This window comes from Rhizobium sp. BIGb0125 (assembly GCF_024810055.1).
In the GTDB taxonomy this organism is placed as follows: Bacteria; Pseudomonadota; Alphaproteobacteria; order Rhizobiales; family Rhizobiaceae; genus Agrobacterium.
The window spans coordinates 58522-83674 of sequence record NZ_JANUDV010000007.1 but is presented as its reverse complement, the minus strand read 5'-3'; the positions used below and the strand labels follow the sequence as shown (position 1 = coordinate 83674).

20 protein-coding genes are annotated in these 25153 nt (G+C 56.2%); 10 read left to right on the top strand and 10 right to left on the bottom strand.

All coding sequences use genetic code 11. The annotated features are described in order from the left end of the window. Positions 1-3 precede the first annotated feature (3 nt). The 9 genes from M2418_RS19610 to M2418_RS19570 all read right to left on the bottom strand — a co-directional run bounded on the left by M2418_RS19610 (position 4) and on the right by M2418_RS19570 (position 9182). Positions 4-879, bottom strand: a complete 876-nt coding sequence (locus M2418_RS19610; RefSeq protein ID WP_250984421.1) for an NAD(P)-dependent oxidoreductase — start codon at positions 877-879, stop codon at positions 4-6. Positions 880-949: 70 nt separating this feature from the next. After that, positions 950-1276, bottom strand: coding sequence for an NIPSNAP family protein (locus tag M2418_RS19605; protein WP_250984420.1), 327 nt, complete (start codon positions 1274-1276; stop codon positions 950-952). A 79-nt stretch (positions 1277-1355) separates the two neighbouring features. Next, a complete protein-coding gene (locus M2418_RS19600) occupies positions 1356-2156 on the bottom strand; it encodes an N-acyl homoserine lactonase family protein (protein WP_259148693.1) in 801 nt (266 codons plus the stop codon). A 109-nt stretch (positions 2157-2265) separates the two neighbouring features. Next, positions 2266-3477: an ABC transporter substrate-binding protein gene (locus M2418_RS19595; RefSeq protein ID WP_250984418.1), complete on the bottom strand. Its 1212-nt coding sequence runs from the start codon at positions 3475-3477 to the stop codon at positions 2266-2268. Positions 3478-3507: 30 nt separating this feature from the next. Beyond that, positions 3508-4218: an ABC transporter ATP-binding protein gene (locus M2418_RS19590; protein ID WP_192489830.1), complete on the bottom strand. Its 711-nt coding sequence runs from the start codon at positions 4216-4218 to the stop codon at positions 3508-3510. Beyond that, on the bottom strand, positions 4211-5977 hold the full coding sequence (locus M2418_RS19585) for an ABC transporter permease subunit (RefSeq protein ID WP_250984417.1): 1767 nt from the start codon (positions 5975-5977) through the stop codon (positions 4211-4213). Before M2418_RS19585 ends, M2418_RS19590 begins: the two co-directional genes overlap by 8 nt. Continuing rightward, complete coding sequence (locus tag M2418_RS19580; RefSeq protein WP_259148692.1) at positions 5977-6942, bottom strand: branched-chain amino acid ABC transporter permease; 966 nt, start codon at positions 6940-6942, stop codon at positions 5977-5979. Before M2418_RS19580 ends, M2418_RS19585 begins: the two co-directional genes overlap by 1 nt. Next, a complete protein-coding gene (locus tag M2418_RS19575) occupies positions 6939-8309 on the bottom strand; it encodes an MmgE/PrpD family protein (RefSeq protein WP_250984415.1) in 1371 nt (456 codons plus the stop codon). The genes M2418_RS19580 and M2418_RS19575 overlap by 4 nt, the downstream gene beginning before the upstream one ends. Positions 8310-8435: 126 nt before the next feature. Continuing rightward, positions 8436-9182, bottom strand: coding sequence for an SDR family NAD(P)-dependent oxidoreductase (locus tag M2418_RS19570; protein WP_259148691.1), 747 nt, complete (start codon positions 9180-9182; stop codon positions 8436-8438). Positions 9183-9547: 365 nt separating this feature from the next. Between M2418_RS19570 and M2418_RS19565 the strand changes: the two genes are divergently transcribed. The 3 genes from M2418_RS19565 to M2418_RS19555 all read left to right on the top strand — a co-directional run bounded on the left by M2418_RS19565 (position 9548) and on the right by M2418_RS19555 (position 16678). Beyond that, positions 9548-11755, top strand: coding sequence for a methyl-accepting chemotaxis protein (locus M2418_RS19565; protein WP_259148690.1), 2208 nt, complete (start codon positions 9548-9550; stop codon positions 11753-11755). Positions 11756-11912: 157 nt separating this feature from the next. Beyond that, positions 11913-13184, top strand: a complete 1272-nt coding sequence (locus tag M2418_RS19560; protein ID WP_259148689.1) for a DNA repair exonuclease — start codon at positions 11913-11915, stop codon at positions 13182-13184. Beyond that, on the top strand, positions 13184-16678 hold the full coding sequence (locus M2418_RS19555) for an AAA family ATPase (protein WP_259148688.1): 3495 nt from the start codon (positions 13184-13186) through the stop codon (positions 16676-16678). The genes M2418_RS19560 and M2418_RS19555 overlap by 1 nt, the downstream gene beginning before the upstream one ends. 116 nt (positions 16679-16794) lie before the next feature. Here M2418_RS19555 and M2418_RS19550 read toward each other — a convergent pair whose 3' ends face one another. Further along, a complete protein-coding gene (locus tag M2418_RS19550; RefSeq protein WP_259148687.1) occupies positions 16795-17616 on the bottom strand; it encodes a bifunctional allantoicase/(S)-ureidoglycine aminohydrolase in 822 nt (273 codons plus the stop codon). A gap of 281 nt (positions 17617-17897) precedes the next feature. Here M2418_RS19550 and M2418_RS19545 point away from each other — a divergent pair, with 281 nt between their 5' ends. From M2418_RS19545 to M2418_RS19515, 7 genes are all read left to right on the top strand, one after another. Beyond that, positions 17898-19490: an ABC transporter substrate-binding protein gene (locus tag M2418_RS19545; RefSeq protein ID WP_259148896.1), complete on the top strand. Its 1593-nt coding sequence runs from the start codon at positions 17898-17900 to the stop codon at positions 19488-19490. Between the two features lie 79 nt (positions 19491-19569). Then, positions 19570-20523 carry an ABC transporter permease gene (locus M2418_RS19540; RefSeq protein WP_259148686.1) on the top strand — a complete coding sequence of 318 codons (954 nt, stop codon included), beginning with the start codon at positions 19570-19572 and terminating at the stop codon, positions 20521-20523. 3 nt (positions 20524-20526) lie between these two features. Continuing rightward, positions 20527-21417, top strand: a complete 891-nt coding sequence (locus M2418_RS19535; protein WP_259148685.1) for an ABC transporter permease — start codon at positions 20527-20529, stop codon at positions 21415-21417. After that, a complete protein-coding gene (locus tag M2418_RS19530) occupies positions 21417-22466 on the top strand; it encodes an ABC transporter ATP-binding protein (protein WP_259148895.1) in 1050 nt (349 codons plus the stop codon). Before M2418_RS19535 ends, M2418_RS19530 begins: the two co-directional genes overlap by 1 nt. 1 nt (position 22467) lies before the next feature. After that, positions 22468-23430, top strand: a complete 963-nt coding sequence (locus M2418_RS19525; RefSeq protein ID WP_259148684.1) for an ABC transporter ATP-binding protein — start codon at positions 22468-22470, stop codon at positions 23428-23430. Positions 23431-23506: 76 nt separating this feature from the next. Further along, on the top strand, positions 23507-24187 hold the full coding sequence (locus M2418_RS19520) for an aspartate/glutamate racemase family protein (RefSeq protein WP_259148683.1): 681 nt from the start codon (positions 23507-23509) through the stop codon (positions 24185-24187). Positions 24188-24288: 101 nt separating this feature from the next. After that, positions 24289-25128, top strand: coding sequence for a MurR/RpiR family transcriptional regulator (locus M2418_RS19515; protein WP_259148682.1), 840 nt, complete (start codon positions 24289-24291; stop codon positions 25126-25128). Positions 25129-25153 lie beyond the last annotated feature (25 nt).

The window sequence follows — 25153 nt, the reverse complement described above, 5'->3', positions numbered from 1 at the left end:
CCCTCAATCCTGTTCCTGCTCGAGCAGGCGATACATTTCGGTGTGATCAGCAGTTGGGCCGACCTCGCCTGCCTGCTCATGCCAGAGGTCGATACCGTTGCGTCCGAAGGTCAGCGGATAATCAACCGATTGCGCCAAGGCACGGGCAATGCCCAGATCCTTGTCCATGAGATGCAGTGAAAAACCGGACCCGTAGGTGCCCGACAACATAAATTGTTTGACCTTGTTTTCAGACGTATTGCTCTTGCCGGATGAGGCGTTGAGCACATCCGTCATCGCCTCAGGCGAAATGCCAAAGCGCTGTGCAACATGCAGCGCCTCAACCGTCACCATCAGCCCGCACGCTGACACGAAGTTGTTGAGCGCCTTGGCCGCATGGCCAGACCCGGCCGGACCGATAAACAGAATGGAGCCGCCCATTGCTTCAAGCACCGGCATGGTCTCGGCTTTCACTGTTTCCTTGCCACCCACGAGAATGGCAAGTGTGCCCTCCCGGGCTCGCTTGACGCCACCGGAAACCGGAGCATCAAGATATTCCAGCCCCTGAGCTTCGAGCGTTGCCGCCAGATCACGCGACCGCACCGGCTCGGACGAACTCATGTCGACGACCAGCGAGCCCTTGCGCAGCGCTGCTGCCCAACCATTTTCCAGAAGAACCGTTTCAACGATCTTGGAATTCGGCAGCATGGTGATCAGAACATCAACCTCACCCGCCACATCTTTCGTTAATGGCGATACGGATAGCTCATCACAGATCGCGCTGACCCGCGCCGGATCTGCGTCCGCCACCAGAATGCGAAATCCTGCCTTAACCAGGCATGCACACATCGGCGCGCCCATCATTCCCAATCCAATGAAGCCTATTGTTTTTCCGGCCATCTGATTGTCTAACCTCACCTGTTTTCATCGCGCTCCGGCCCAATGCCAGAAGTGGTTTTAAAACCTGCCGTTAACGCAGGGCGGAAAAATCCGTTGGAGCAAGGAAACTGTTTTCCACCCGTGCAACGATCGGGCGTTCGCGTTCGGTTTCCGCACGCGCAGCGATCCAGTCAGCGTCGGCTTGGAATGCGTTCCAGCGCTCTTCACGTTCGGCCATGCTTTTCCATTTGAGAATGTAACCGAGCGTGTGATTGTCACTGCCGACAAGCGTCGTCCAGAAACCCACCTGTTCGATGCCATATTTGTCGAAGAAGCCGAGCGTATGGCTACGGAAACGGTCGAGAAGAGCTGGCAGTCTGGTGGGGGCGCAGTAGTAGACACGCATTTCAAGGATCATCGGATTTTCCTCCCGGATCATCAATCAAGTTTACGTTACATTGCAGTAATACAATATGTCAATAATACAAAATTATCGATCAGATTGTTAATTCGTCGACATCCAGTTTGGCAATCATGCCTTCGGTCTGATTGCTGTAAGCCGGATATCGTTTGAGCACCTCCGGATCGTGCCCGGGAACAATCAGGCGCTTCTCACCGGCCAGCTGCATCAGCCGTCCGTAGCCAGCGATCGTCTGTGAAACGCTGTCGCAAGTCGGGAAAACCCGGCCGGAATTCATATGAGCGTAGTGGTGGGACGCGTCAGAGGCGAGCACGACTGCGCCACGCGCCGTGTTGACACGCACGCATTGAAGGCCGCGCGAATGGCCACCGATATGATGTACGGAAACGCCGGGAAAAAGCTGGTCGTCCCCATTTGCAAAAGCGACCTTGCCTGCGTAAACGCGGCGCACCATGCCCGTCACATCCTCGGCCTCATATGGGTGGTTTAGCGTGTGGTGACACATGCAGGGACCGGTCGCGTATTGCATCTCGCTTTCCTGCATATGGAAGCAGGCATTGGGGAACATGTCGTTGTTGCCGGCATGGTCGTAATGCATATGGGTAATGATGACGTGCTGTACGCTGGCGCAATCCACACCCACGGCCGAAAGGGCCTGATTGACGGGTGTGGTCAGTTCGCGCGCTCGGCGATTGCCGCTGTCCGGATTAAAGCCGGTATCGACAATGATGGTGCGCTTGTCATTGCGGATCACCCACACAAAATAGTCGAGTGGCATCGGCCGGTCATGTTCATCACCGCCGATGAAATTCTGCGAAGATTGCCGCCCGTTATGGGCATATTTCACGGCAAGAACTTCATATGTCTCGTCAGCCATTCCATCCTCTTTACGCTTGCAGCGCGCGGCGCAGTATCCAGAGCCGGGGCGGGTTGAACCGCCCCGGTTATGACGTCCTCACCCGGACACGATGTCCGGGCTAGCATCATCATTTCGGCCAGATCGGCTTTGCAAGCGCCAGATCGTCAGGATAAACGGTAACCGGAATACCCTTCTGCCACTGGATGATCGTCAGGCTGGCGCCTTCGCGATGGCCCTTGTCGTCAAAGCTTAGCGTACCGCCGGGGAAATATTTGGCCGGACCGGCATTCAGCGTTCTCAACGCTTCACCAAGAGCGGCACGGTCACGGCTGCAGCTCTTGTCCAGTGCATCCTTGAACAACCAGATATCGCCATAGGTCGAGATGGCATTCTGCGTCATCCATGGCTCGCCATACTTTTCGTTCAGACGCTTGATCAGGTCTTCCTGACCTTTGGTGCCCCAGTTCGCCACCGCTGACATCACGCCTTCAAGCAGGTCGGCCTGCATGGTGTTGAGTACTTCCGGTTCGGCAATAGCAATACCAAAGGAAACCACAGGTGTGTTGACCCGGAACTCCTTCATCTTCTCAAGGATCAGCTTGCTGTCTGAGATAACCGTCGGCAGGAAAAACAGCAGATCCGGCTTTTGCTGCCGCACTTGCTGCACAAGCGAGGTCGCGTCCGCCAGCGGCGGCGTGAACACCTGCTCGAAGGACAGGTCAAGACCGACATCCTTCAGAAGGCCCTTCTTCATGCGATCAACAGAGGCAAGCGATGCAGCCGTGTTATCGGTGATGATCGCCACGGTCTTTGGACGCGTGCCGGTTTGCTGCTCGGCAAGGTCAAGGATGATCGGCAATGCGATTTGTGCCTGCACACCCGCGGTCGCAGAAGTCTGGAAGATGTTCTTGAAACCGCGGCTGGTGATGAGGTCGGAATAGGACAAGGTCAGAAGCGGCAGATTAGCACGTTCCGTTACTTCGCTGACCGCGAGCGTGAACGAGCTCAGATAAGCGCCAGTTGCTCCGACAAGGCCCGGAAAGTCCGCAACCATGCGCTGGGCAGAGTTGGTGGCTTTTTCAACGGAATCGCCTGAATCGATAGTGACAAGCTGTAGAGGCGCGCCGCCCAGGCAAGCGATGCCGCCGGCTTTATTGACGTCCTCGACTGCCATTTCGGCGCCCATTTTCATGACCTGACCCGGACGGGCATAAATGCCCGATGTCGGCGCGATCAAACCAATCTGGATTGGTTCTGCCGTCTGGGCCTGCGCCAAACCGGCATTCAGCACTGTTGATGCCAGTGCTGCTGTCAGAAAGAATTTTGCATTGCTTTTCATGTGTTCACTCCTCCACACATTATTGCTTTGTTACATTCCAAGATATGCCTGACGGACGCGGTCGTCGGCCTTCAGCGCCTCTCCGTCTCCCTCGAGCACAATTCGTCCCGTTTCCAGAACGTATCCGCGATCTGCAAATTGCAGGGCCTCGGCGACCCGCTGCTCCACCAGCAGGATCGAAAGACCTATGTCACGCCTGATCTCCATCATCTTGTCGAACACAAGATCGGCGGTGGATGGAGCAAGTCCCATGGATGGCTCATCAAGCATCAAAAGCTTTGGAGATGATGCCAAACCACGACCTATGGCCAGCATCTGCTGCTGACCGCCCGACAATGTGCCGGCATACTGGCCAGCACGCTCCTTCAGCACCGGAAACCAGGTGTATATGCGCTCAAGATTTTCTTTCCATTCGCGGCGGCCCTTTTCGGTCGCGGCACCCATTTCCAGATTTTCAAGCACCGTCATCGACGGAAACACCTGCCGTCCCTCTGGAACATGGGCGATGCCCAGATGTGGTCGACTGGATGGCTCAAGGTTGGAAATATCCTGTCCCTCGCAGAGAATGCGACCACCGCGTAATGGAACGATCCCAGAAATTGCCTTGAACAACGTGGTCTTGCCCGCACCATTCGGACCGACAACCGAGATGAACTGGCCCTGGCCGATCGTGAGTGACACGCCGTGCAGAACCGCGATGGATGATGAATAGCCGGCGGTGATGTCTTCGATCTCAAGCATTTGCCACCCATTTCTTTCCAAGATAGGCCTCGATAACCCGTGAATCCCGGGTAACTTCCTGCGGCAGTCCTTCGGTAATGACCTGCCCGTGATCGAGCACAAGGAAGCGATCAACCAGCTGAACCATGGCATGCATCGTGTGCTCGATAATCACGACCGTGACACCTGACGCTGACAGCCGACGGATAACGGCAACCACTTCGACCGCCTCTTCCTTGCCAAGCCCTGCCAATGTCTCATCCAGCAACAGGATGTGTGGTTTTCCGGCCAAAGCGCGGGCAAGTTCCATCAGACGCAGGTCCTTGGTCGAGAGACCCCCAGCAAGCTGGTGCGCGATATGCAACAATCCGACCTGACGAAGTGCATCGTCAGCGATGGTCTCTGCCTCTTCCTCGCTTTTTGCGGTGACGTAAGAGCCGACCTTCACGTTGTCGCGAACACTCATGCGGGTGAACGGACGCATGATCTGGAACGTGCGGCCGACACCGGCCTGACACAGTTCATGCGGTTTACGACGCGCCATATTGACGCCATCAACCATAACCTCACCCTCGCTCGGCAGCTGAAAGCCGTTGAGCAGATTGAACAGCGTGGTCTTGCCAGCACCGTTCGGGCCGATAATGCCGAGGATCATGCCCTTATTGACCTGGAAGCTGACATTCTGCACGGCTTTCAGACCACCGAAGTTCTTCGACATATTGCGCACGTCGAGGACGATTTCGGGGTTGAGTGCTCGGGTTTCCCGGGCCGGAAGCGGTGTGACATTGGCAGCCACCGGCTGATCGGCGATCACAGGTGACGTTTCTTCCTTGCGGCTACGCAAACGGTCACGAATTTTCCAGAACATGCCCTCCGGTGCAGCGGTGATCAGAACCACGATGGCAACACCGTAAACCACGCCCTGAATACCGGGCAGGAAGTTGCCGAGTTCCGCGTGCAGGATTTCGGCAATCGGGATCAGGAAGGACGCACCGATAATCGGCCCCCACAAGGTACCCGCACCACCGAACATCGTCACAGTCAGCGCCTGCGCAGAGACCAGCATGCCAAACACCGACTGCGGTGTAATGACGAGAATGACGACGGCATAGAGCGACCCGGCCATCGCGGCAATGGCACCGCTCAGCGCGATAGCTTTGAGTTTCCATCGCAGGGTATCAATACCGGCAGCCTCGGCAGCTGCCTCGTTCTGCTTGATGGCGATAAGCGCCATGCCGAAACGAGAGGCTTCGATTGCGCGCGACAGCACGACAACGGCGCAGAGGAAGACCATGGCAATCAGCGTGTAGACCCGACCATCCGTGAACTGCATGTAAGCGGCAGGATTGTCGTGGACACGTGGAATGCTGACTTCAGGAAAACCAAGCCATTGGAAGACGTACATCAGTGCCAGCGGATAGGCGAGCATACTGAGCGCGAAGTAGTGGCCGCGCAGCTTGAAGGTTGGAAAACCAATCAGAACACCGGCAACCGCGCCGATCAGACCCGACACAAAGAACATCAGCCAGGGCGACAGACCCCAGTAGATTTGTGCAAGCACGGTGGCAAAGGCGCCTATGCCGAAAAAGCTGGCATGGCCGAAGGACACAAGCCCGGTATAACCGCTGAAGATGTTCCAGCTCAGGCCAAAAATGGCCCAGATCAGTACCAGCGTCAAAATGAGTTGGTAGTAGGAATTGGTCACAAAGATCGCAAGCACCATGTAGCCAAGCGCTAACGCGAAGAAGACCCTGATAGATTTGAGAACAGACATATTCATCAGGTTCTCTCCACGTTGCGGCCGAACAGGCCTTGGGGTCGCAGCATGACAACCAGCAGGAAGCACACGAAGATTGTCGCATTCTGCAACTGGGTGGGCAGGACGAGTGTCGAGAACTGCTGGATGAGACCAATCAGCATGCCGCCCCAGAAGGCACCGATGACGCTGCCGATGTCGCCGAGAACAACACCCGCATACATGATGATGACGTATTCGAGACCGACGAACGGGCTGAACGGATAGTTGGTGGCAAGCAGACCGCCGGCCATCGCCGTAACCGCAGTACCAATGGCGAAGGCCACACGGTGCGACTTGTCGACATTGATGCCCATATAGGTCGCAGCTTCAGCATTGTCGGCCGCAGCACGTAGTGACTTGCCAAGGAAGGTGCGTTGTATCAGCAGCCACAGGCCGATGATGGCGACGGCCGAAAACAGCGCCGTCAGCACACGCGACTTGTTGAAGAACAGCAGGATCGGCATGCTTTCACCAAACGGTTCAAGTGCCCATGCGTCACTCGACAGCGGTGTGCGGATCGATACCAGATCGGCACCAAACAGGATCATCGCGCCATTCTGCAGGATAAGGGCAATACCAAGCGTCAGGATGAGCTGTGCGTAGTGGCCGTCGGCCTCCATGCCCACAGTCCGTGTTCCCGTCACCCGACGGATCATCAAACGGTGGATGATCCAGCCGAACAGGAACATCGCAGGCGCTGCTGCCATGACGGCAACATAGGCGCCAAGTTCAGCACCGAAAAAGGCCTGAATGCCAAAAGCGCCGAACGCGAAATAAGTCGCGTACATGCCGAGCATCATGAAATCGCCTTGGGCGAAGTTAATCACGCGCATGATGCCGAAGATCATAGCCAGACCCACGCACATCATCCCGTAAAGCGCACCAACCAGCACACCTGTAATCAGGAGCTGCAAGATGCTCTCAATCAATATCTGAAAGTCGCTCATACGGCTCTTTCTCCTCCTCCAGTTCGGCATAATTGTTCCAGCGCCGCTACAGCGCGTGCGCTGGCCCCGCTCTTCGTCAGGTTTTCAATGGCAAGTTCGATTTGCTGCGCTTGTTGTTTGCCCAGGCGAGTTGCCGCGGCATCGGCCAATCTCTTGCGAACCAGTTCTGGCGACGCTGAACGCACATCATCAAGGAGTTCAACGATCACCTCACCCCGCTTCGTCTCTAACCGGAGTTCCGCGCCCTGACGGGCCGGAAAGGCTCCATCCAGCCAATCGGAAACCGTGATGGTCGTGCGGTCGATCAGGTCTGTGATCGCTGCATCATTGAGCAGCGCATAATTGGCCTCAGCAATCTCGCCACGGGCAATCGTCGCGGCCATGCCAAAGAAAATACTCATCTTTGCCTGCAACGGCGTCTCAAATGGACCGCGATAATTGCAGCCCGGATAATTCAGCGCGGCGTTGTAGGTCGACAGGTGGATCTTCTCGACGCTATCGCCATCTCCCACCCGGTTGATGGCTGCCAAAGCCACCTGACAAGGTGACTGTGCAAAATTGCAGGCAGGCACTTCCTTGTTGAAAACCGCCATGATTTCAAACGTGCCATTTGGATAAAGCGAGATACGCTCAGTCGGCAGCGGAATGCCAAATGCGGGAAACAGGCCGGCAACACCATCAAGCGCGCTGTCTGACCCTTTGGCACCGAGTGCGGCAAGTTTCACAGCACTCAGTGCATTGCGGGCCGCAAAACCGGGGTGAAAATACATGTCGTCAGCGCCGCTATGCGGCCATTCGTTGAGACCACCAAAGGCATTTGCAGCAAGCGCCAGCGCGTTGACTGTCTTGTCCTGATCGAGACCAAGCAATATTGCGCCAGCCAGTGCGCCTGAAAGTGGGCCTATCAGGCCCGTGGGACGAAAACGCCGCGCCATATCTGGCGTTATCAGCGCCCGCCCGACCCGACCGCCGATTTCATAACCCGCAATAGCTGCTTCCAGTGGATCTGCGACAAGGTCAGGGTTTTCGGCAACGAGCGCCAGAACAACAGGCCAGACCACGACACCCATGTGGCTGATACTGCCGGCATGCATGTCTTCGCGCACCAGGCCGTGGCCACGAACGCCATTGGCGAAGGCTGCATCCAATGCACCAACAGTCGCCGCCTCACCAATCACGGCGCACGGGCCATTGCCGCCAACCGCGACAGCCAGTGCCTGCCTGCTCCACGGTAGATCGGCAGCCTCGATTGCGCAGGAGATGAAGTCGGCAAGGCAGGTGGCTGCCTTTGCCCGGACCTCGTCCGGGAAGCCGCCTTCAGGTTTTGCCTGAGCGACAAGTTCGCGCAATAGCGCATTGCTTCTCATTGAACTCTCTCCCTTTTGGCCCTTGGTCAGCCCGCCTGAAGGCAGGCATGAGCAAGGGTTCGGGCGCCCAGAAAGGGACAGCCCGCCTCCATTCATGCAAATTGGCAAACCCGTCGCGGCCGCGCTTCAAGCGCCCGCGATTGACATTCCACAGTCGATTTTCAGAGATACGCCGGTAATGCAGCGCGCATCATCCGAGGCCAGAAACACCACGGCATTGGCAACATCTTCCGCCTCAGGCAAACGGCCGAGCAGCGACTTCGCCTCCCGTTGCGCCCAGCCAGCATCCGTAATGACTGCGCTGGCTCCGGGCGTGCGCACCGAGCCGGGCGCAACAGCATTCACCCGCACACCCTTGGCGCCCAGTTCGGCAGCCTGTTGGCGCGTGAAAGCATCGATTGCGCCCTTGATTGTCGTGTAAACCGAGGTGCGGCCAACAGCCATCGAAACAGCAATGGATGAGAGATTGATGATGCTGCCGTTTGCGCTCTTCTCAATGAACGGCGTCGCCGCCTGCGTTGCCCAGAGAAAACCCTTGATGCCAACATCCAGCATCCGGTGCACTTCATGTTCGGGAAATTCTGCCAGTGGCGAATAATGGAAAACAACGGCATTGTTGACGAGAATGTCGAGACCGCCATCTGCGGCAAATGTATTAATCGCCTTATGAACGGCCTGACGGTCGCTGACATCGCAGGCCAGAGCGACAAGATCAACATCCGCATTTTCGGAGATCACAACGTCCAAACGTCCTGCATCATGATCGAGGACGCCAACGGTGGCCCCAGCTTTTGCAAGACCAACTGCGATAGCAAGACCGATACCGTTCGCGCCTCCGGTGACAACAGCACGCAATCCCTCCAGTGCCGGCATGCAAACCTCCCCTTTTGCGTTACCTAATCCTTAAAATGGGTAATATCACAAAATGACAATAATACAATCATAAAATTCACACCACTTGACCACCCTGTCCCACTAAGTGCACGGCAGGCGACTGTCTTATCGTATTCGCAATAGGATGAGGCAAAACCACCACCGCTTGCCCGGGCCTAAAGTCGTGAAAGGCCTTATTTCGCACCGTCTTTCAGGCGATGGCAAACAACGCATTATTAATAACAGATATATAATATACATACATTTGGAGCGATCCTCACCGATTACCGGTACCGAGGGTTGTCCGCTCCAAGTCACGGCAACTTCGAGGAGGAGTATTCCGTGACTTCATATGGGGGAGCGTCATGATTTTCAGATCTGCTACAAGTCGCAATATTTTCTCTGTTGCAGCAGCTGGGGTGCTGACAACAGCGGCTGCGGCTGGAATTCTATTCTCGATCACCTACAGCGACATGCGGGAAGCGAGCATCACTCGCATGAAACAGATCACGGAATCGGGTGCCGCCGGGATCGCCAAGGATATGAGCAACGCCGTCCAGGTGGCGAGCGGCATTCGCTCCAGCCTGACAGCGATGCAAACGGCGCAAAAGGCCGATCGTACAGCGGCTGATGCCATGCTAACCGCAACCCTTCGCGACAACCCCGCCCTTCTGGCCACATGGACAGCTTGGGAGCCGAACGCTTTCGACGGCCATGACGCCGATAACACCGGGCAGACGGGCCATGATGCGACAGGACGTTACGTTCCTTACATGTCGCGTAGCGGCGACAAGATCGCACACGATCCACTTGTGGATTACACCGTACCTGGCGCTGGCGACTATTACCTTCTGGCCCGCGACAGCCAGAAAACGGTTGTCATTGAACCCTATGAATACCCGGTTGATGGCAAGACCGTGCTCATCACATCCGTTGCCATGCCGATTATTGAAAATGGCAAATCTGTTGGCGTTGCAGGCATCGACATCTCGCTTGCCGCCGCCAACGAGACGATTTCAAAAATCCATCCGATGGACACCGGTTTTCTGGCGCTGGTAACTGCCAAGGGCAATATTATCAGCCATCCGGACAAGGCACTGGTCGGAAAATCCATATCCAACGCAGGCGATGCTGTTGCAGGTTGGGCCAAGATCATCGCCAATTCCGGCACCGAAGAGGAGATGACGGCGCCGGATGGCACCACCTATTTCTCGATTGCCGCTCCGGTCCAACTCACACCCGAGATGAATTGGTATGCGATTGCCTTTATCCCGAAAGACACGGTCTTTGCCGGTCTCTATAGCATAATGTGGAGTGCAGCTTTCATTACCGCCGGGGCGATTGCGCTGCTTGGTCTTTCCGGTTGGCTGATTGCCCGTCGCTTCATTGGCCGCATTGCCAATGTGATCGGTGAAACCAACGAAATTGCCAGCGGCAATCTGAATGTCGATCTTCGTGACCGTGAAAAACATGACGAGATTGGTGACCTGTCACGTTCTCTTGAAATCTTGCTTCAGAACAACCGCCGCCGTGTGGAACTCGAAGCCGAGGCCGAGGCAGGACGCGCAGCGCAAGAGGCGGAGCGTCTTGAACGTGAGCGGATCAATTCCGTGCAGGAAGAAGAAGTCCGGTTTGCTGTAACCCGACTGGCTGGTGGACTGGAGCGGCTGTCCGAAGGTGACATGACCGTGCGCCTTGACGAATCCTTCTGTCAGGCGCTCGACGGAATTCGCGGCAACTTCAACCATTCCGTGGAGAAATTGCAGGCGGCAATGTTGTCGTTCCGCGACAACGCCTCAACAATCCAATCCGGCTCGGAAGAAATTCGCAACGCCGCGGACAATCTTGCCCGCCGCACCGAACAGCAGGCGGCATCGGTCGAACAGACAGCTGCAGCATTGGAGCAGATCACAACATCGGTGAGAGATTCGACCGCCCGTGCTGAAGAAGCCGGCAATCTCGTCACACGCACGCGGCTTGGTGCTGAGAAATCCGGCGATGTGATGCGCGAAGCCGTCAATGCAATGAGTGAGATCGAAAACTCCTCGCAATCCATCTCCAACATCATCAGCGTCATTGATGAAATTGCCTTCCAGACTAACCTACTCGCCCTCAATGCCGGCGTTGAGGCCGCCCGTGCCGGTGAGGCCGGCAAGGGTTTTGCGGTGGTCGCGCAGGAAGTTCGTGAACTTGCCCAACGCTCGGCGCAGGCAGCAAAGGAAATCAAGAGCCTGATTTCCTCATCTGGTGATCATGTAAAACGTGGTGTCTCATTGGTTGGACAGACCGGCACAGCGCTGCAGGCGATTGTCGCGGAGGTGCAGCAGATCAACCAGAATGTCCTGGCGATTGTGCAATCCGCGCGCGAACAATCAACCGGTCTGCAGGAGATCAACGCTGCGGTGAACCAGATGGATCAGGCCACCCAGCAGAACGCTGCAATGGTTGAGGAATCCAACGCCGCCTCCCATACGTTGGTAACGGAGGTCTCTGCCCTCTCCAACCGCCTTGGCCAGTTCCGGCTGACCCAAACGCATAATGTTTCCCCGATACAGTACCGGGGCGCAGCGTAGGTCTTTCTACCAACTATCCATGCCCACCAATCCGGCCGTGTCCGCACGGCCGGAATTTTTATGGCCGCAGATAGGACCAACAGTTATCTTGTTGTTGCGCGACCACTGACGACATTCGTCACTTTACTTTGCCGGTGAATTCCTCGAAAAATGTCGCATGCCGTTCAGGTTCATTCATACCGCCGACCTTCATCTCGATTCTCCACTCCGCTCTCTGGCATTGCGAAACAGCGATCTTGCCGAGCTGATTGGTGACGCCACACGGCAAGCTTTTGCAGCCATCGTCGATCTGTGTATCGATGAGCAGGTCAACGCGCTGGTTATTGCCGGTGATCTCTATGACGGTGACCAGACCTCGATGAAAACTGCGCGCTTTCTGGCAAGCCAGATGCGTCGGCTGCATGAGGCAGGCATCGCCACCTTTGTCATCCGTGGCAATCATGATGCCCTGTCCCGCATCACCCAGGAATTGATCATGCCACCTTCCGTCACCGTATTTGGCGGACGGCCTCAGACCATTGATTTTGCCCATGGGGACCTCACGCTCGCCATTCATGGCCTGAGCTTTGCCAAACCGCATGCGCCGGAAAGCCTTCTCGAAAAATATCATCGCCCCACACCGGACGCGGTGAATATCGGCATCATGCATACAAGTTTGGCCGGAGCGCCCGGTCATGATCTTTACGCGCCATGCAAGGTATCTGACCTGCACGACTGGAATTTCGACTATTGGGCTCTTGGACACGTCCATGCCCGCACACAGCATAAGGGTGAGCGCACCGTCATCATGCCGGGCATGCCGCAGGGCCGCGACATCAATGAAAACGGCGAAAAGACCGTCACCCTGGTGACAGTCAACGATGATCGCAGCCTTACCATCGAAGAGCGCGCAACCAGCATCGCACAGTTTGAACGCATCCCGGTGGACCTGTCTTCAGCCGAAACCTGGCGTGAAACCGCAGATCTGATTGAGGCGGCCATGGGCAACGCCCGGGATCAAGCAAACTCGACGCATCTGGTTGGACGCCTGCGACTGACAGGGGCAACACCACTGTCCTTTCAGCTGCGTCGTGATCGAGACCTGTTACTGGCAGAAACCGAACAACGTGCCGAAAGCCTCGGACGGACCTGGATTGAAAAGATCGAAGTGGCGACGATAGCCCCAACAAGTGTCACGAGTGGAGATACGGCCGCCGATCCGGTACTCGAGCTTGGCGAGTTGATGCGTAACGACATCATCAAACAACATGGCATTCGTGAAGCAGTAAGGGATTTGGTCAAGGAATTGCGCGATGATCTGCCACCGGAGGCACGAGCCTTCAGTGGCGATAATGAAGTGGCATTTGAAGCCTTGGTTGACCAGCTTCTCGCGGAAGGCAGTGATGACATCCTCGCCCGGTTAAAACCGGAAGCGTCGGAGATCAACTGATGCGTCTGCGCAGGCTCGATCTCACCCGTTATGGCAAATTTACCGATTATTCGATCGACTTTGGCGAGCACAAAGCCGGCACGCCGGACCTGCACATTATCTACGGCCTCAACGAGGCAGGAAAATCGACCTCGCTGAATGCCTATCTCGATCTGCTGTTCGGCATCGAAGAACGCACGCGATACGGTTTCCTGCATCAGGGCAAGGCGATGGAGATTGGTGCCTGCCTCGAATTCGATGGTCAGGCCCATGAATTCAAACGTATCAAGCAGCGCAACAACTCACTGTTGAACGAACAGGGCCAACCGCTCAATGAGGGCGCGCTCAGTGTTCCGCTTGCCGGTCTGAGCCGTGATGCTTATCGCATGATGTTTTCGCTCGACGACCAGACGCTGGAAGATGGCGGCAACGCCATTCTGGAAAGCAAGGGCGACTTGGGCGAATTGCTGTTTTCGGCCAGTGCTGGCCTGGCAGGCGTCAGTTCCATTCTCGAAGCGGCCACCAGTGAAGCCGATGGTATTTTCCGCAAGCGCGCAAGCTCGACAAAAATTGCCAGCCTCAAGCGACAAATCGCAGACCTTAAATCGCAGCGCGATGAAATCGATACGCAGGCTTCTGCTTATCGAGCTCTGACGGCAGAACTGGAACAGGCCGAGGCGGCCTATGACGCCGTGATGAAGGAGATTAGTGCCGCAAAAACACGGCAGGATGAGATTGCGCGCGTTCTGCGCACCCATCCGCTTGTTGGTGAATACAACCGCGGCAAAGACCAGCTTTCGCAGTATGATGATTTGCCAAGGCCACCAGACGAATGGGCAACGGCACTCCCCAATCTTGTTGTCGAAGAGGCGCGCTTTCAGACGCGGTTGACCGGCCTTGACCAACGCGAACAAACACTTCGCGGCGAACTGGCCCAACTGGTTACCGATGAGCATCTACTGGCCACTGCCGAGCGGATCGATCAACTGGCCGATGCTGCAGCACGTTATGCCACGGCAGAGGAGGATTTGCCGAAAAGAAAAGAGGCATTGTCGCAGGCAACCCGCAAGCTCGACATGATCCTGGCATCCTTGGGGCATACCGACGTTAAGGACCCTAATGCACTGCTGATACAGGCGGCTACGATAGGAATGCTACGCGATCTGATCAGCGAAAAATCAGGCATTGATGTTGCTCTGCTTGCCGCTGAAAAAGAACACGTCGCGGCACAACAAGCACTGGAGAACGAGCAACGCACCCGTAAAATTCTGGATGTAGCCGACGTTGCGCTCAACGCCAGCAGATTGGCACAGCTTCAATCGACGCTGAACCGAGTGCGAAACGGTAATCTATCCGCAGAATTGCGTCTTGCGGAACGCAGTCTGACCACCAAACGTCAGGCTTTCGACGATGCCGTCGCCAGACTTTTCCCATGGTCGGGTGATGGAGACGCCCTCAGACGCATATCCTTACCGTCAGCTGATCGCCGTGAAACATGGAAATTACGGCTTTCCGCGATCGAGCAACGTCGCGCCCAGATCATCGAACGGCAAAGAGAGCTTACGACCCGCCAGGACGAGGAAACCGCGAGGATTGCAGCCTTGCGCGCATCAGCCAGCATTCTGGATGATGAGCAGACTAAGCTCACCCTTACCGAACGGGATGAAATCTGGAAGCAGCACCTCGCCGCACTTGATCGGGAAACCGCCGCGCGTTTTGAAAAACAGATGCGAAAAACCGACGAGGTTGTCACCGCCCGTCTCGACAGAGCCAAGGAGTTGGAAGAACTGCGGTCCCTGACGGCAGCACTCGCTGTAACCACGGCCAATAATGAGCGACAGCGTCAATTGCTTGAAGAAACGAATGGCGAACTTGCGACGCTGCGCCACGAAATCCAGTCGGAGACACCTTCTGAAATCGAGCTCCCAACAGACGCCTCCCTTGCCAGTTGGCTGGCGAAAACAAGCCAATGGGCAGAAGGCCACGCCGCCGGATTGGCCGCCTGGGACGATTTACGCCAGACCTTACACAGCGTCGAACAGGCAAGAACAGCACTTGCAACAGAACAGGATGGCCTTGCGAAGGCCTTAAGTGCCAGTGGCGTTGAGATGGACGCACTTGATCTCACCGCCATGACACAGGCTGCGGAGAACCTGCTCTCTGACCACACGGCATTGCAAGCCAAACGAGTGGACGCCGACAAACGCATTGCGGAACTGGAAACGGCTGTTTCTCAGCGCAAGACAACACGTGATGGAGCCGCGAAAGCTTCTGAGGAGTGGCAACGCGGCTGGTCAAATGCACTGATGACCACGTGGTTTGCAGACAGGCAACACAGCATTGGCGCGGTCAGAGAACTTCTCGACGTTGTCGTTGCCCTGCCCGAAGCCTTGCGTGAACAGGCCGACCTGCACCACCGCATCACATCGATGGAAAACAACCAGAAATCCTTCGTCGACACTGTCGCGCAAATATATGAGGTTCTCGGCGACACATGTGACGACACCGATCCTCTCACCGCAGCCAGAACCTTGATCAAGCGTCTTGACGAAGCCAGACACGTCGCCACAAAACGGCAGGAACGGGATCAGTCCCTTGCTGGTCTGGCGCTTGAGCGTGAGAACCTGGACAGCGAGATCGCACTTCACGCCGCACATAAAACCCAGATGACCGAGTTTTTTGGTGTCGAGACACTGGCAGAGGTGCGGCAGGCATTGGACCAGTCTGGCAACAGAGACAAGTTAGTGGCCCAGCAGCACAAGCTGGAACAGCAGATTTTCAGCGAGATGCAGATGCCGTCGCTGGATATTGCCATGGACAGTGCATCCGATGTCGATTTGAGCGAATTACAGCGCGAGCAAGCCGAACTTGTGGCACGCCTTGACGCTCTCGATGAACGCTCAAAGACCCTGTTTGCCAACAAGGCACGTGCGGCCGAGCGCCTGTCGGCGATTGGTGGCGATGATGCCGTCGCACGTCTTGAAGCCCAGCGCCGCACATTGCTGTTGGAGGTCGAAGATCTTGCGCTGCGTTATCTGCGGCTGCGCAGCGGCAATCTGATCGCTGAACATGGCATTCGTGCCTATCGCGACAAACATCGAAGCGCGATGATGAACCGGGCATCAGAGGCGTTTCGCCTTATCACCCGCGGAGAATATAACGGCCTTGCAACGCGACCAGACAAAGACAAGGAAGTCCTGATCGGCCTGCCGCGAAACGGCGGCTCCAAGGTTGCCGTTGAAATGTCCAAGGGAACGCAATTTCAACTGTATCTGGCACTGCGCCTGGCCGGATATGAAGAATTCGCCATGGCTCGCCCGTCCGTGCCGTTTATCGCTGACGACATTATGGAGACCTTCGACGAACCCCGCTCAGAAGAAGTATTCCGGCTGTTCGGGCGGATGGCTGAGGTCGGACAGGTCATCTACCTGACCCACCACAGGCATTTATGCGACATCGCGACCGAGAAACTCCCCTTCGCAAAGGTTCATGAAATTTCCTCTGTAACGGGCTGATAAATCGCTCCAGCACATACAATCCTTGCACAAAAACAAAAACGCGTGCTGCTCCAAAACAAATCTGGCTTGATGCAACACGCGTTTCTTAGGGATAATTATCCCGCTTGCTTAGACTACCAGAGCGAGGTGTGGCGGTTCACATCCTTGTAGAGCAGGTACCGGAAGCGGCCCGGTCCACCGGCATAACACGCTTGCGGGCAGAAAGAGCGCAGCCACATGAAGTCGCCGGCTTCGACCTCGACCCAATCCTGATTGAGCCGGTAAACGGCCTTGCCTTCAAGCACATAAAGGCCGTGTTCCATGACATGGGTTTCCATGAATGGAATGGTCGCGCCTGGCTCAAAGGTCACGATGTTGAGATGCATGTCGTAACGCACATCATCGGGATCGATGAAACGGGTTGTCGCCCAGCGGCCATCCGTTCCGGGCATGGCCGAGAGCGAGCGCTCATCTTCATGCGCGAAAATCGCTGGCGGAAGTTCCAGTCCTTCAACCTCCTGGAAGACCTTGCGAACCCAGTGAAACTTCACAGCCTCGGTGCCGGGATTGTGCAATTTCCACGATGAACCAGCAGGGATATAGGCAAAGGAACCGCTTCGCAGCGTATGTTCACTGCCATCGTACTCGATGACCATGCCACCCTCGACGACAAAGATTGCCGCCTGTGCACGTTTGTCCGGCTCCGGACGGTCGCTACCGCCACCCGGCTGTACTTCCATCACATATTGCGAAAAGGTTTCAGAGAAACCGGTCAGTGGTCTGGAAAGGATCCAGGCGCGCGTCGCTTTCCAGTGCGGCAGAACGCTGGTGACAATGTCAGTGAGCACACTACGCGGAATAACGGCATAGGCGGTCGTAAAAACAGCCTTGCTCGACAGAAGTTCTGTCTGGCCCGGCAAGCCGCCAAACTGTGAGTGATATCGTTTCGTATCCATGGTTCATCTCCGCGGCGCACAATTGTGCATCTTCATTAGAAGCAGCACGAGTTTTAAGCAAACAATAAGCGGCGTCAGATTGCCACAACTCTTTCCAATTGCAACCCAAACAATTGTAAAACAAAATGAAACTCTATTTTCACATAAACTGGCATGAAAACTGCTTCTCACAAAACGACTGGACAGAGGTTCAGCATAAACAACAAGAGGGAAACAGCATGATGCAAATTGCGAGGCAGATACAGACCAAACCATCCATTCTGCGCGGATTGAAAAACTCCATGCTGGTCGGCGCCACTGCTTTGGCCCTGATCACTACAAATGCAGGTATTTCGCTGGCCGCTGGCACTTTGCGTATTGGCATGACCGCCTCGGACATTCCACTGACCACAGGTCAAACCGATCAGGGCGGCGAAGGTCAGCGTTTCATGGGTTACACCGTTTATGACTCGCTTGTTGAATGGGATCTGTCGAGCGCCGACAAACCATCGGTCCTCACCCCCGGCCTCGCACTGTCCTGGAATGTTGATCCGGCTGACAACTCCAAATGGACATTCAAGCTGCGTGAAAACGTCAAATTCCACGATGGCAGCACGTTTGATGCCGAGGCTGTCGTCTGGAACCTCGACAAATTGCTGAAGACCGACGCGCCGCAGTTCGACCAACGTCAATCCGCGCAAGGAAAATCACGTATTCCCGCAGTTGCAAGCTACCGGGCCGTCGACGCGACTACCGTCGAGATAACCACCAAGACCCCTGATGCAACCCTGCCTTATCAGTTGAGCTGGATCCTGCTGTCGTCTCCTGCCAACTGGGAAGCCCAGGGCAAGAGCTGGGAGGCGGTAGCGCAAAAACCGTCCGGCACCGGCCCATGGAAACTTGAAAATGGCTTTACGCCACGTGAGCGGGCGGAGCTGACGCCAAACACCGAATATTGGGACAAAAACCGCATTCCGAAGCTCGATAAACTCGTCCTGATCCCGTTGCCAGAAGCCAACACCCGCATCGCAGCCCTTCGCTCTGGTGAAGTGGACTGGATCGAGGCTCCGGCACCGGATTCGGCCCAGTCGGTCAAGGATACCGGTTTCAACATCGTCACGAATGCCTATCCGCATAACTGGACCTGGCACCTTTCGCGTATCGAAGGTTCACCGTGGAACGACATCCGGGTTCGCAAGGCCGCAAACCTCGCCGTTGATCGCGACGGCCTGAACGAGTTACTGGGTGGTTTTTCAGTGCCAGCCCAGGGATATCTGCCTCCGGGTCATCAGTGGTTTGGCAAGCCAGATTTCAAACTCGAATATAATGTCGAGGCCGCCACCAAGCTGATGGAAGAAGCCGGTTACGGCCCGGACAAACGCTTGAAGACCAAGGTTATCATTTCCTCGTCCGGTTCCGGCCAGATGCTGCCACTGGCGATGAATGAATATATCCAACAGACGCTGGCTGAAATCGGCATCGACGTCGAGTTCGAAGTGGCAGACTGGAACACCGTCATCAACATCTGGCGTGCAGGGGCAAAGGATGCCAGCTCGAAGGGCGGCACCGCGGTCAACTACAGTTACTTCATCCAGGATCCGTTCAGCGCGATGATCCGTCAGTCACAGTGCAATCTCGCACCGCCAGCTGGCACCAACTGGGGTTTCTATTGTGATCCGGAAATGGATGCCTTGTTCGATAAGGTCCGCAATGCATTTGACCCGGCAGAACAGGACAAGGTCCTGCAGCAGGTTCACGAAAAATACGTCAACGATGCCCTGTTCCTGATGGTCACCCATGACGTCAACACACGCGCCATGTCCGCAAAGGTCAAAGGCTTCGTGCAGGCACAGAACTGGTTCCAGGATTTTTCGCAAATCACCATCGAACCCTGATCCATCGCAATGAAAAGGATATGCCGGATACCCGGCATATCCCAGCTGCCCGATCCAACCCATTTCCAAGCGAGGACCAATGCTGGCGTATGGTTTGAAACGACTTCTGCATGTCATACCGGTCGCCATAGGCGTCAGTGTCGTATGCTTCCTGCTGATCCACATCGCCCCGGGCGATCCGCTCGCCGCCGTACTGCCTTCCGATGCCTCGGCTGAGCTCCAGGCACAGATGCGTAGCTTCTATGGCCTCGACCAGCCTCTACCCATACAATATCTGATGTGGATGTGGCGCGCCCTGCAGGGTGATCTTGGCATGTCGATTGCCACCGGTCGTCCGGTCCTCGGCGAAATCGTCTCAGCCTCGATTAACTCCATCATTCTAGCTGTGGCTGCAACGCTCATCGGCTTCACACTGGGAACCGCTCTTGGTTTTATGGCAGGTGTGTTTCGCGGCACATGGATTGACCGTATCGCTTCGGCCATTTCCATGCTCGGCGTCAGCATCCCGCATTACTGGCTGGGCATGGTGCTGGTCATCATCTTCTCGGTCACGCTCGGCTGGCTTCCCGCCATGGGCGGCGGACCCGGTGGTTCGGACGGTCGCACCATTGGCTGGGATTACATCCGCTACCTGATCCTGCCAGCCGTCACCATGTCGGTGATACCGATGGGCATTATCGCTCGGACGATCCGCTCACTGGTTGCCGATATTCTGGCGCAGGATTTCACGCAAGCTCTAGTCGCCAAGGGGTTGATGACCAGGCAGGTTCTGCGGCACGTGGTGCGCAACGTCGCGCCAACAGCTATTTCTGTCATGGGCCTACAACTTGGTTATCTGCTCGGTGGCTCGATCATTATCGAAACCGTGTTCTCCTACCCCGGCACAGGTTTTCTGCTGAATGGTGCCATTTTTACTCGCGACTTGCCGGTGCTGCAGGGCACGATCCTCGTGCTCGCGATCTTCTTCGTCTTCGTCAATCTGATCGTCGATGTGTTGCAAAGCGCCATCGATCCGCGCATTCAAAGGAGCTGAGGCATGGCAGTCATTACCGCAGATCCCGTTACCGATGCTCCGAGCATCACCCGCTCTCCCGGTTTCTGGCATGGCGTCGTCCAACGCATCTGTCGTGATCCGGTGGCATTGATAGCACTTTCTATCATCGTGCTGCTCGTTGCTATCGCCCTTTTTGCACCCTATCTGGCACCTCACGACCCGACCAAAGCCAATGTCATTCGTCGGCTGCGGCCAATCGGAACACCCGGCCATTGGCTGGGCACCGATGAGCTGGGCCGCGACATGCTCTCTCGGTTGATCTACGGCACACGACTATCGCTGATCATGGGCGTTGTCCCGGTTCCGATCGCCTTTGTCATCGGTTCGACAATCGGCATCATCGCCGGTTATGCTGGCGGTCTCACCAACACGCTGATCATGCGCACCGTTGACGTCTTTTATGCCTTTCCTTCAGTGCTGCTGGCTGTTGCACTGTCGGGTGCCCTCGGGTCCGGCCTTGCCAATGCCATGGTCTCGCTGACCGTTGTGTTTATACCCCAGATCGCTCGTATCGCAGAAAGTGTGACAACACAGGTCAGAGGGCTGGATTATGTCGATGCAGCCCGCGCGTCCGGTGCACGTGCTCCGACTATCATCAGCGTGCATATTCTGGGCAATGTCCTCGGCCCGATCTTCGTTTTTGCCACCAGCCTGATTTCGGTATCCATGATCCTCGCATCCGGCCTTTCATTCCTCGGTCTCGGTGCCCGCCCACCGGATGCCGAATGGGGACTGATGCTCAATACATTGCGCACTGCGATCTACGTCAATCCACTGGTCGCAGCGCTGCCGGGAGTGATGATTTTCATCACATCGATCAGCTTTAATCTTTTCTCTGACGGGCTGCGCTCAGCCATGGATGTGAAGTCATGATGGACCTTACAAATGATAAGGAAGATCCGCGTGATCGCGGCGGACCGGCGCAGCCTCTGATTTCGGCACGTCGGTTATTGAAGCACTTTCCGGTCAAATCATCCGGGCTGTTTCAACCGAAAAAGGTCGTGCGCGCCGTTGATGGTGTCGATTTCGACATTCTCAAGGGCGAAACCCTTGGCGTGGTGGGCGAAAGCGGGTGCGGCAAATCCACGACGGCACGGTTGTTGATGCAGTTGATCAAACCCGACCAAGGCGAATTGCTGTTTGACGGTGAAACGGTTGGTGGCACCCTGCCGCTGACGGACTATCGCCGTCAGGTCCAGATGGTGTTTCAGGACAGTTACGCGTCACTAAATCCGCGCCTCACCATGGAAGAATCCATCGCCTTCGGTCCACAGGTTCACGGTGTACCGATCAACAAGGCCCTGGCGCGGGCTCATGACCTGCTACATCGCGTCGGACTTGAGCCCAGCCGTTTTGCAGGACGGTATCCGCATGAATTGTCAGGCGGTCAGCGCCAGCGCGTCAACATTGCCCGCGCCCTGGCTCTGGAACCGCGTCTGGTCATTCTCGATGAAGCCGTGTCCGCGCTGGATAAATCAGTCGAAGCGCAGGTCCTCAATCTTCTGCTCGATCTGAAACGTGATTTCGGCCTGACCTACCTGTTCATCTCGCACGACCTGAACGTCGTACGCTTCATGTGCGACAGGGTCATGGTCATGTATCTGGGTAAGGTTGCAGAAATCGGCAGCCGCGACGCGATTTTCGACCATACCAGACACCCTTATTCTGCCGCCCTTCTGGCATCCATGCCCAAGATGGATCCCGCAGAACGAACAATGGAGACACCACTGGCGGGTGATCCGCCAAACCCGATCGACCCACCGTCAGGTTGTCGTTTTCATACCCGCTGCTCCCTCGCTGAAGAGATCTGCAGCATATCCGTTCCGCCGCTTGCAAATGTATCTGCGCAGCAACAGGCCGCCTGTCTCATGTCCCTTTCGGGATCGGGACACAGCAAGGCCCACGCCATGATGGAGGCATGAGATGATTAGTCCGATGATCGATATCAGCAATCTCTCGGTGACGTTCAATCGCGGTCGCCGTCCGGTAAAAGCGGTGAGCGGCGTCAGTCTTTCGGTGCAATCCGGCGAAGTCGTCGCACTGCTCGGCGAATCCGGCTCTGGCAAAAGCGTAACGATGCGCTCGCTTTTGCGGCTACATCCCAAAGGCACAACAATGGACGGCTCTATGGTCGTCGGCGGCCGTGACATCACCGGCCTTTCAAAACGAGAATTGGGCAATTTTCGTGGCGCGGTCGTTTCCATGGTGTTTCAGGAACCCCGTCTGGCTCTGGATCCGGTCTATACTCTCGGGCGACAGATCGAGGAAACCATCATGCGCCACGAGCGAGTTTCCAGAAAGGAGGCCGCAGAGCGTGCGCTCGCCCTGTTTCAGAAGGTAAAAATCCCCTCGCCTGAACGCCGCCTGCAAAACTATCCGCATGAAATGTCGGGCGGAATGTTGCAACGATCAATGATTGCCATGGCGCTGGCCTGCAATCCGAAGGTTCTTCTGGCCGATGAGCCAACCACCGCGCTGGATGCAACCGTGCAGATACAGATCCTGCTGCTGATCCGCGAGTTGAAAAAGGAATATGGACTGTCGGTCATTTTCGTAACCCATGATATCGGCGTTGCCGCAGAGGTCGCAGACCGGATCGCCGTCATGTATGCGGGTCGCATTGTTGAAGAAGGCACGGTCAGCGACATTATCAAGAACCCTCGACATCCCTATACCAAGGGGCTGCTTGGCGCACGCGTTGAGCTTGCTCACGGCCGCGACCGCCTGATCACCATTCCTGGATCACCGCCGGATCTCGCAAATATGCCACCCGGCTGCTCCTTTGCACCGCGCTGCTCGCAGGCGGTGCAAAGCTGCCATTCGACGGTGCCGAGGCTGGTTGGCACTGACACGAATGGGCAGGTTGCCTGCCTTCAATACACCTAGCGTTTGCCTTATCGTGTTCCAAAAATAAAAATGAACAAGGGAGGTGGGCGTCCCTGTACCGGACGCCCCAAATGACATGACACATATAACCCTCATCAACCCTAATACATCAAAGCACACGACGGCGATGATGACGGAGATTGCCCGTGGCCTGTTACCACCTGGCGTGACGATTGATGGCGTCACCGCAGAGCGTGGTGTGCCGATGATCATCGATGATCGGCAACTTGCCGCATCCGTCGCTGGCGTGGTGGAAATGGGGCTCGCAGCGGCCTCCCGCTCAGATGGCATCATTATCAGTGCCTTTGGTGACCCCGGCATCGACCAGTTGCGGCCCTTGGTCGATATTCCCGTGGTTGGCATTTGCGAAGCGGGCATGCTGGAAGCGTCGAAGGGCGGACGCCGCTTTGGTATTGCCACCGTGACACCTGATCTCGTGGCGAGTTTCTCCAGCAAGGCAATCGGCCTTGGCCTTGGCCATCTCTATACCGGCACCCGTCTGACCCCTGACGACCCGCTTGAACTGGCGTCCAATGCCATCGCTCTTGAAGACGCACTGGCGATAACCGTGCAGCAGTCTTTCGAGCTGGATGGCGCTGAGGCCGTGATTATTGGCGGCGGCCCCTTGGGGCAGGCGGCTGTGGGGCTTGCCCCTCGCTTCAAGATACCAGTTATTGCACCGATCAGTACTGCGGTTGAACAGTTGCTACGTCACATGGCAGACAGATCGGACAACATTCGCGAGGCATGCTCGTGAGAGCGCCCTCCCACCGACATTCATCATCCAGAAGCATTTTGGTTGCTAATACCGCCACGCCTGTCAAAACTGCGACAGCAGATAATCTGGTGGAGTTAGGTGTGCCGAAAGAAAAGTCGTTTCTGTTTCGCGTAAGACAGGCGCTTCCCGAGCTTCACCCCGCAGAACGCCGGCTTGGTGAGTTTGTCTGCGATTTTCCCGGCGAATTGGCGAGCTATTCTGCACAGGAACTGGCGGCCTTGGCCCATGTCTCGAAAGCTACTGTTTCGCGTTTTGTGCAACGGTTGGGGTACGATAACTACGAAGAAGCCCGTCGCCATGCCCGCACCGAAAAACAGACAGGATCACGGCTGTTTCTGACGACTTCAGCGGATGCATCATCCACCCAGTCGGTCAAAGCGCATGTGGCTCAAGGCATCGTCAATATCGAGGCAACGTTCCTGTCAATCACTGATCATCAGATCGATGCCATTGCCGAGGCAACATTGGCGGCAAGAAAGGTTTGGGTCATCGGTTTTCGCAGCAGCCAGCCGTTCGCAGCCTATATGCAATGGCAACTGACTCAGGTGATCGAAAACATCGTCGCCATCCCGGGCCCCGGACAAACCTTGGGAGAGCACCTCGTCAGTTTCCGCCCCGATGACGTGGTCATTCTGTTTGGTCTTCGCCGTCGTGTCGCAACCATGGACACGCTGCTGGAACAGATTGGAAAATCAAAGACAAAGCTCGTCTACATCACTGATGAAGGCGCTCCGCTGCTGACCACGGCAGCCTGGCATCTTCACTGCCAGACGTTAGCGCCCGGTCCCTTGTTCAACCACACATCGGTTCTCACTCTCTGCCATCTGCTGATCACCAGATGCTTGGAAAAAGCAAATATCGCGGGCCGCGCCAGACTGCGCAGCATCGAGGCACTGAACGACAGTCTGGACGAGCTTTAGCCGGACAGCATTTCATCCAGTCTGC

What these genes read in the sequence shown, in the direction of transcription:
- M2418_RS19610 (WP_250984421.1), bottom strand. Translation starts at nt 879, where the DNA reads ATGGCCGGAAAAACAATAGGCTTCATTGGATTGGGAATGATGGGCGCG.
- M2418_RS19605 (WP_250984420.1), bottom strand. Translation starts at nt 1,276, where the DNA reads ATGATCCTTGAAATGCGTGTCTACTACTGCGCCCCCACCAGACTGCCA.
- M2418_RS19600 (WP_259148693.1), bottom strand. Translation starts at nt 2,156, where the DNA reads ATGGCTGACGAGACATATGAAGTTCTTGCCGTGAAATATGCCCATAAC.
- M2418_RS19595 (WP_250984418.1), bottom strand. Translation starts at nt 3,477, where the DNA reads ATGAAAAGCAATGCAAAATTCTTTCTGACAGCAGCACTGGCATCAACA.
- M2418_RS19590 (WP_192489830.1), bottom strand. Translation starts at nt 4,218, where the DNA reads ATGCTTGAGATCGAAGACATCACCGCCGGCTATTCATCATCCATCGCG.
- M2418_RS19585 (WP_250984417.1), bottom strand. Translation starts at nt 5,977, where the DNA reads ATGAATATGTCTGTTCTCAAATCTATCAGGGTCTTCTTCGCGTTAGCG.
- M2418_RS19580 (WP_259148692.1), bottom strand. Translation starts at nt 6,942, where the DNA reads ATGAGCGACTTTCAGATATTGATTGAGAGCATCTTGCAGCTCCTGATT.
- M2418_RS19575 (WP_250984415.1), bottom strand. Translation starts at nt 8,309, where the DNA reads ATGAGAAGCAATGCGCTATTGCGCGAACTTGTCGCTCAGGCAAAACCT.
- M2418_RS19570 (WP_259148691.1), bottom strand. Translation starts at nt 9,182, where the DNA reads ATGCCGGCACTGGAGGGATTGCGTGCTGTTGTCACCGGAGGCGCGAAC.
- M2418_RS19565 (WP_259148690.1), top strand. Translation starts at nt 9,548, where the DNA reads ATGATTTTCAGATCTGCTACAAGTCGCAATATTTTCTCTGTTGCAGCA.
- M2418_RS19560 (WP_259148689.1), top strand. Translation starts at nt 11,913, where the DNA reads ATGCCGTTCAGGTTCATTCATACCGCCGACCTTCATCTCGATTCTCCA.
- M2418_RS19555 (WP_259148688.1), top strand. Translation starts at nt 13,184, where the DNA reads ATGCGTCTGCGCAGGCTCGATCTCACCCGTTATGGCAAATTTACCGAT.
- M2418_RS19550 (WP_259148687.1), bottom strand. Translation starts at nt 17,616, where the DNA reads ATGGATACGAAACGATATCACTCACAGTTTGGCGGCTTGCCGGGCCAG.
- M2418_RS19545 (WP_259148896.1), top strand. Translation starts at nt 17,898, where the DNA reads ATGCTGGTCGGCGCCACTGCTTTGGCCCTGATCACTACAAATGCAGGT.
- M2418_RS19540 (WP_259148686.1), top strand. Translation starts at nt 19,570, where the DNA reads ATGCTGGCGTATGGTTTGAAACGACTTCTGCATGTCATACCGGTCGCC.
- M2418_RS19535 (WP_259148685.1), top strand. Translation starts at nt 20,527, where the DNA reads ATGGCAGTCATTACCGCAGATCCCGTTACCGATGCTCCGAGCATCACC.
- M2418_RS19530 (WP_259148895.1), top strand. Translation starts at nt 21,417, where the DNA reads ATGGACCTTACAAATGATAAGGAAGATCCGCGTGATCGCGGCGGACCG.
- M2418_RS19525 (WP_259148684.1), top strand. Translation starts at nt 22,468, where the DNA reads ATGATTAGTCCGATGATCGATATCAGCAATCTCTCGGTGACGTTCAAT.
- M2418_RS19520 (WP_259148683.1), top strand. Translation starts at nt 23,507, where the DNA reads ATGACACATATAACCCTCATCAACCCTAATACATCAAAGCACACGACG.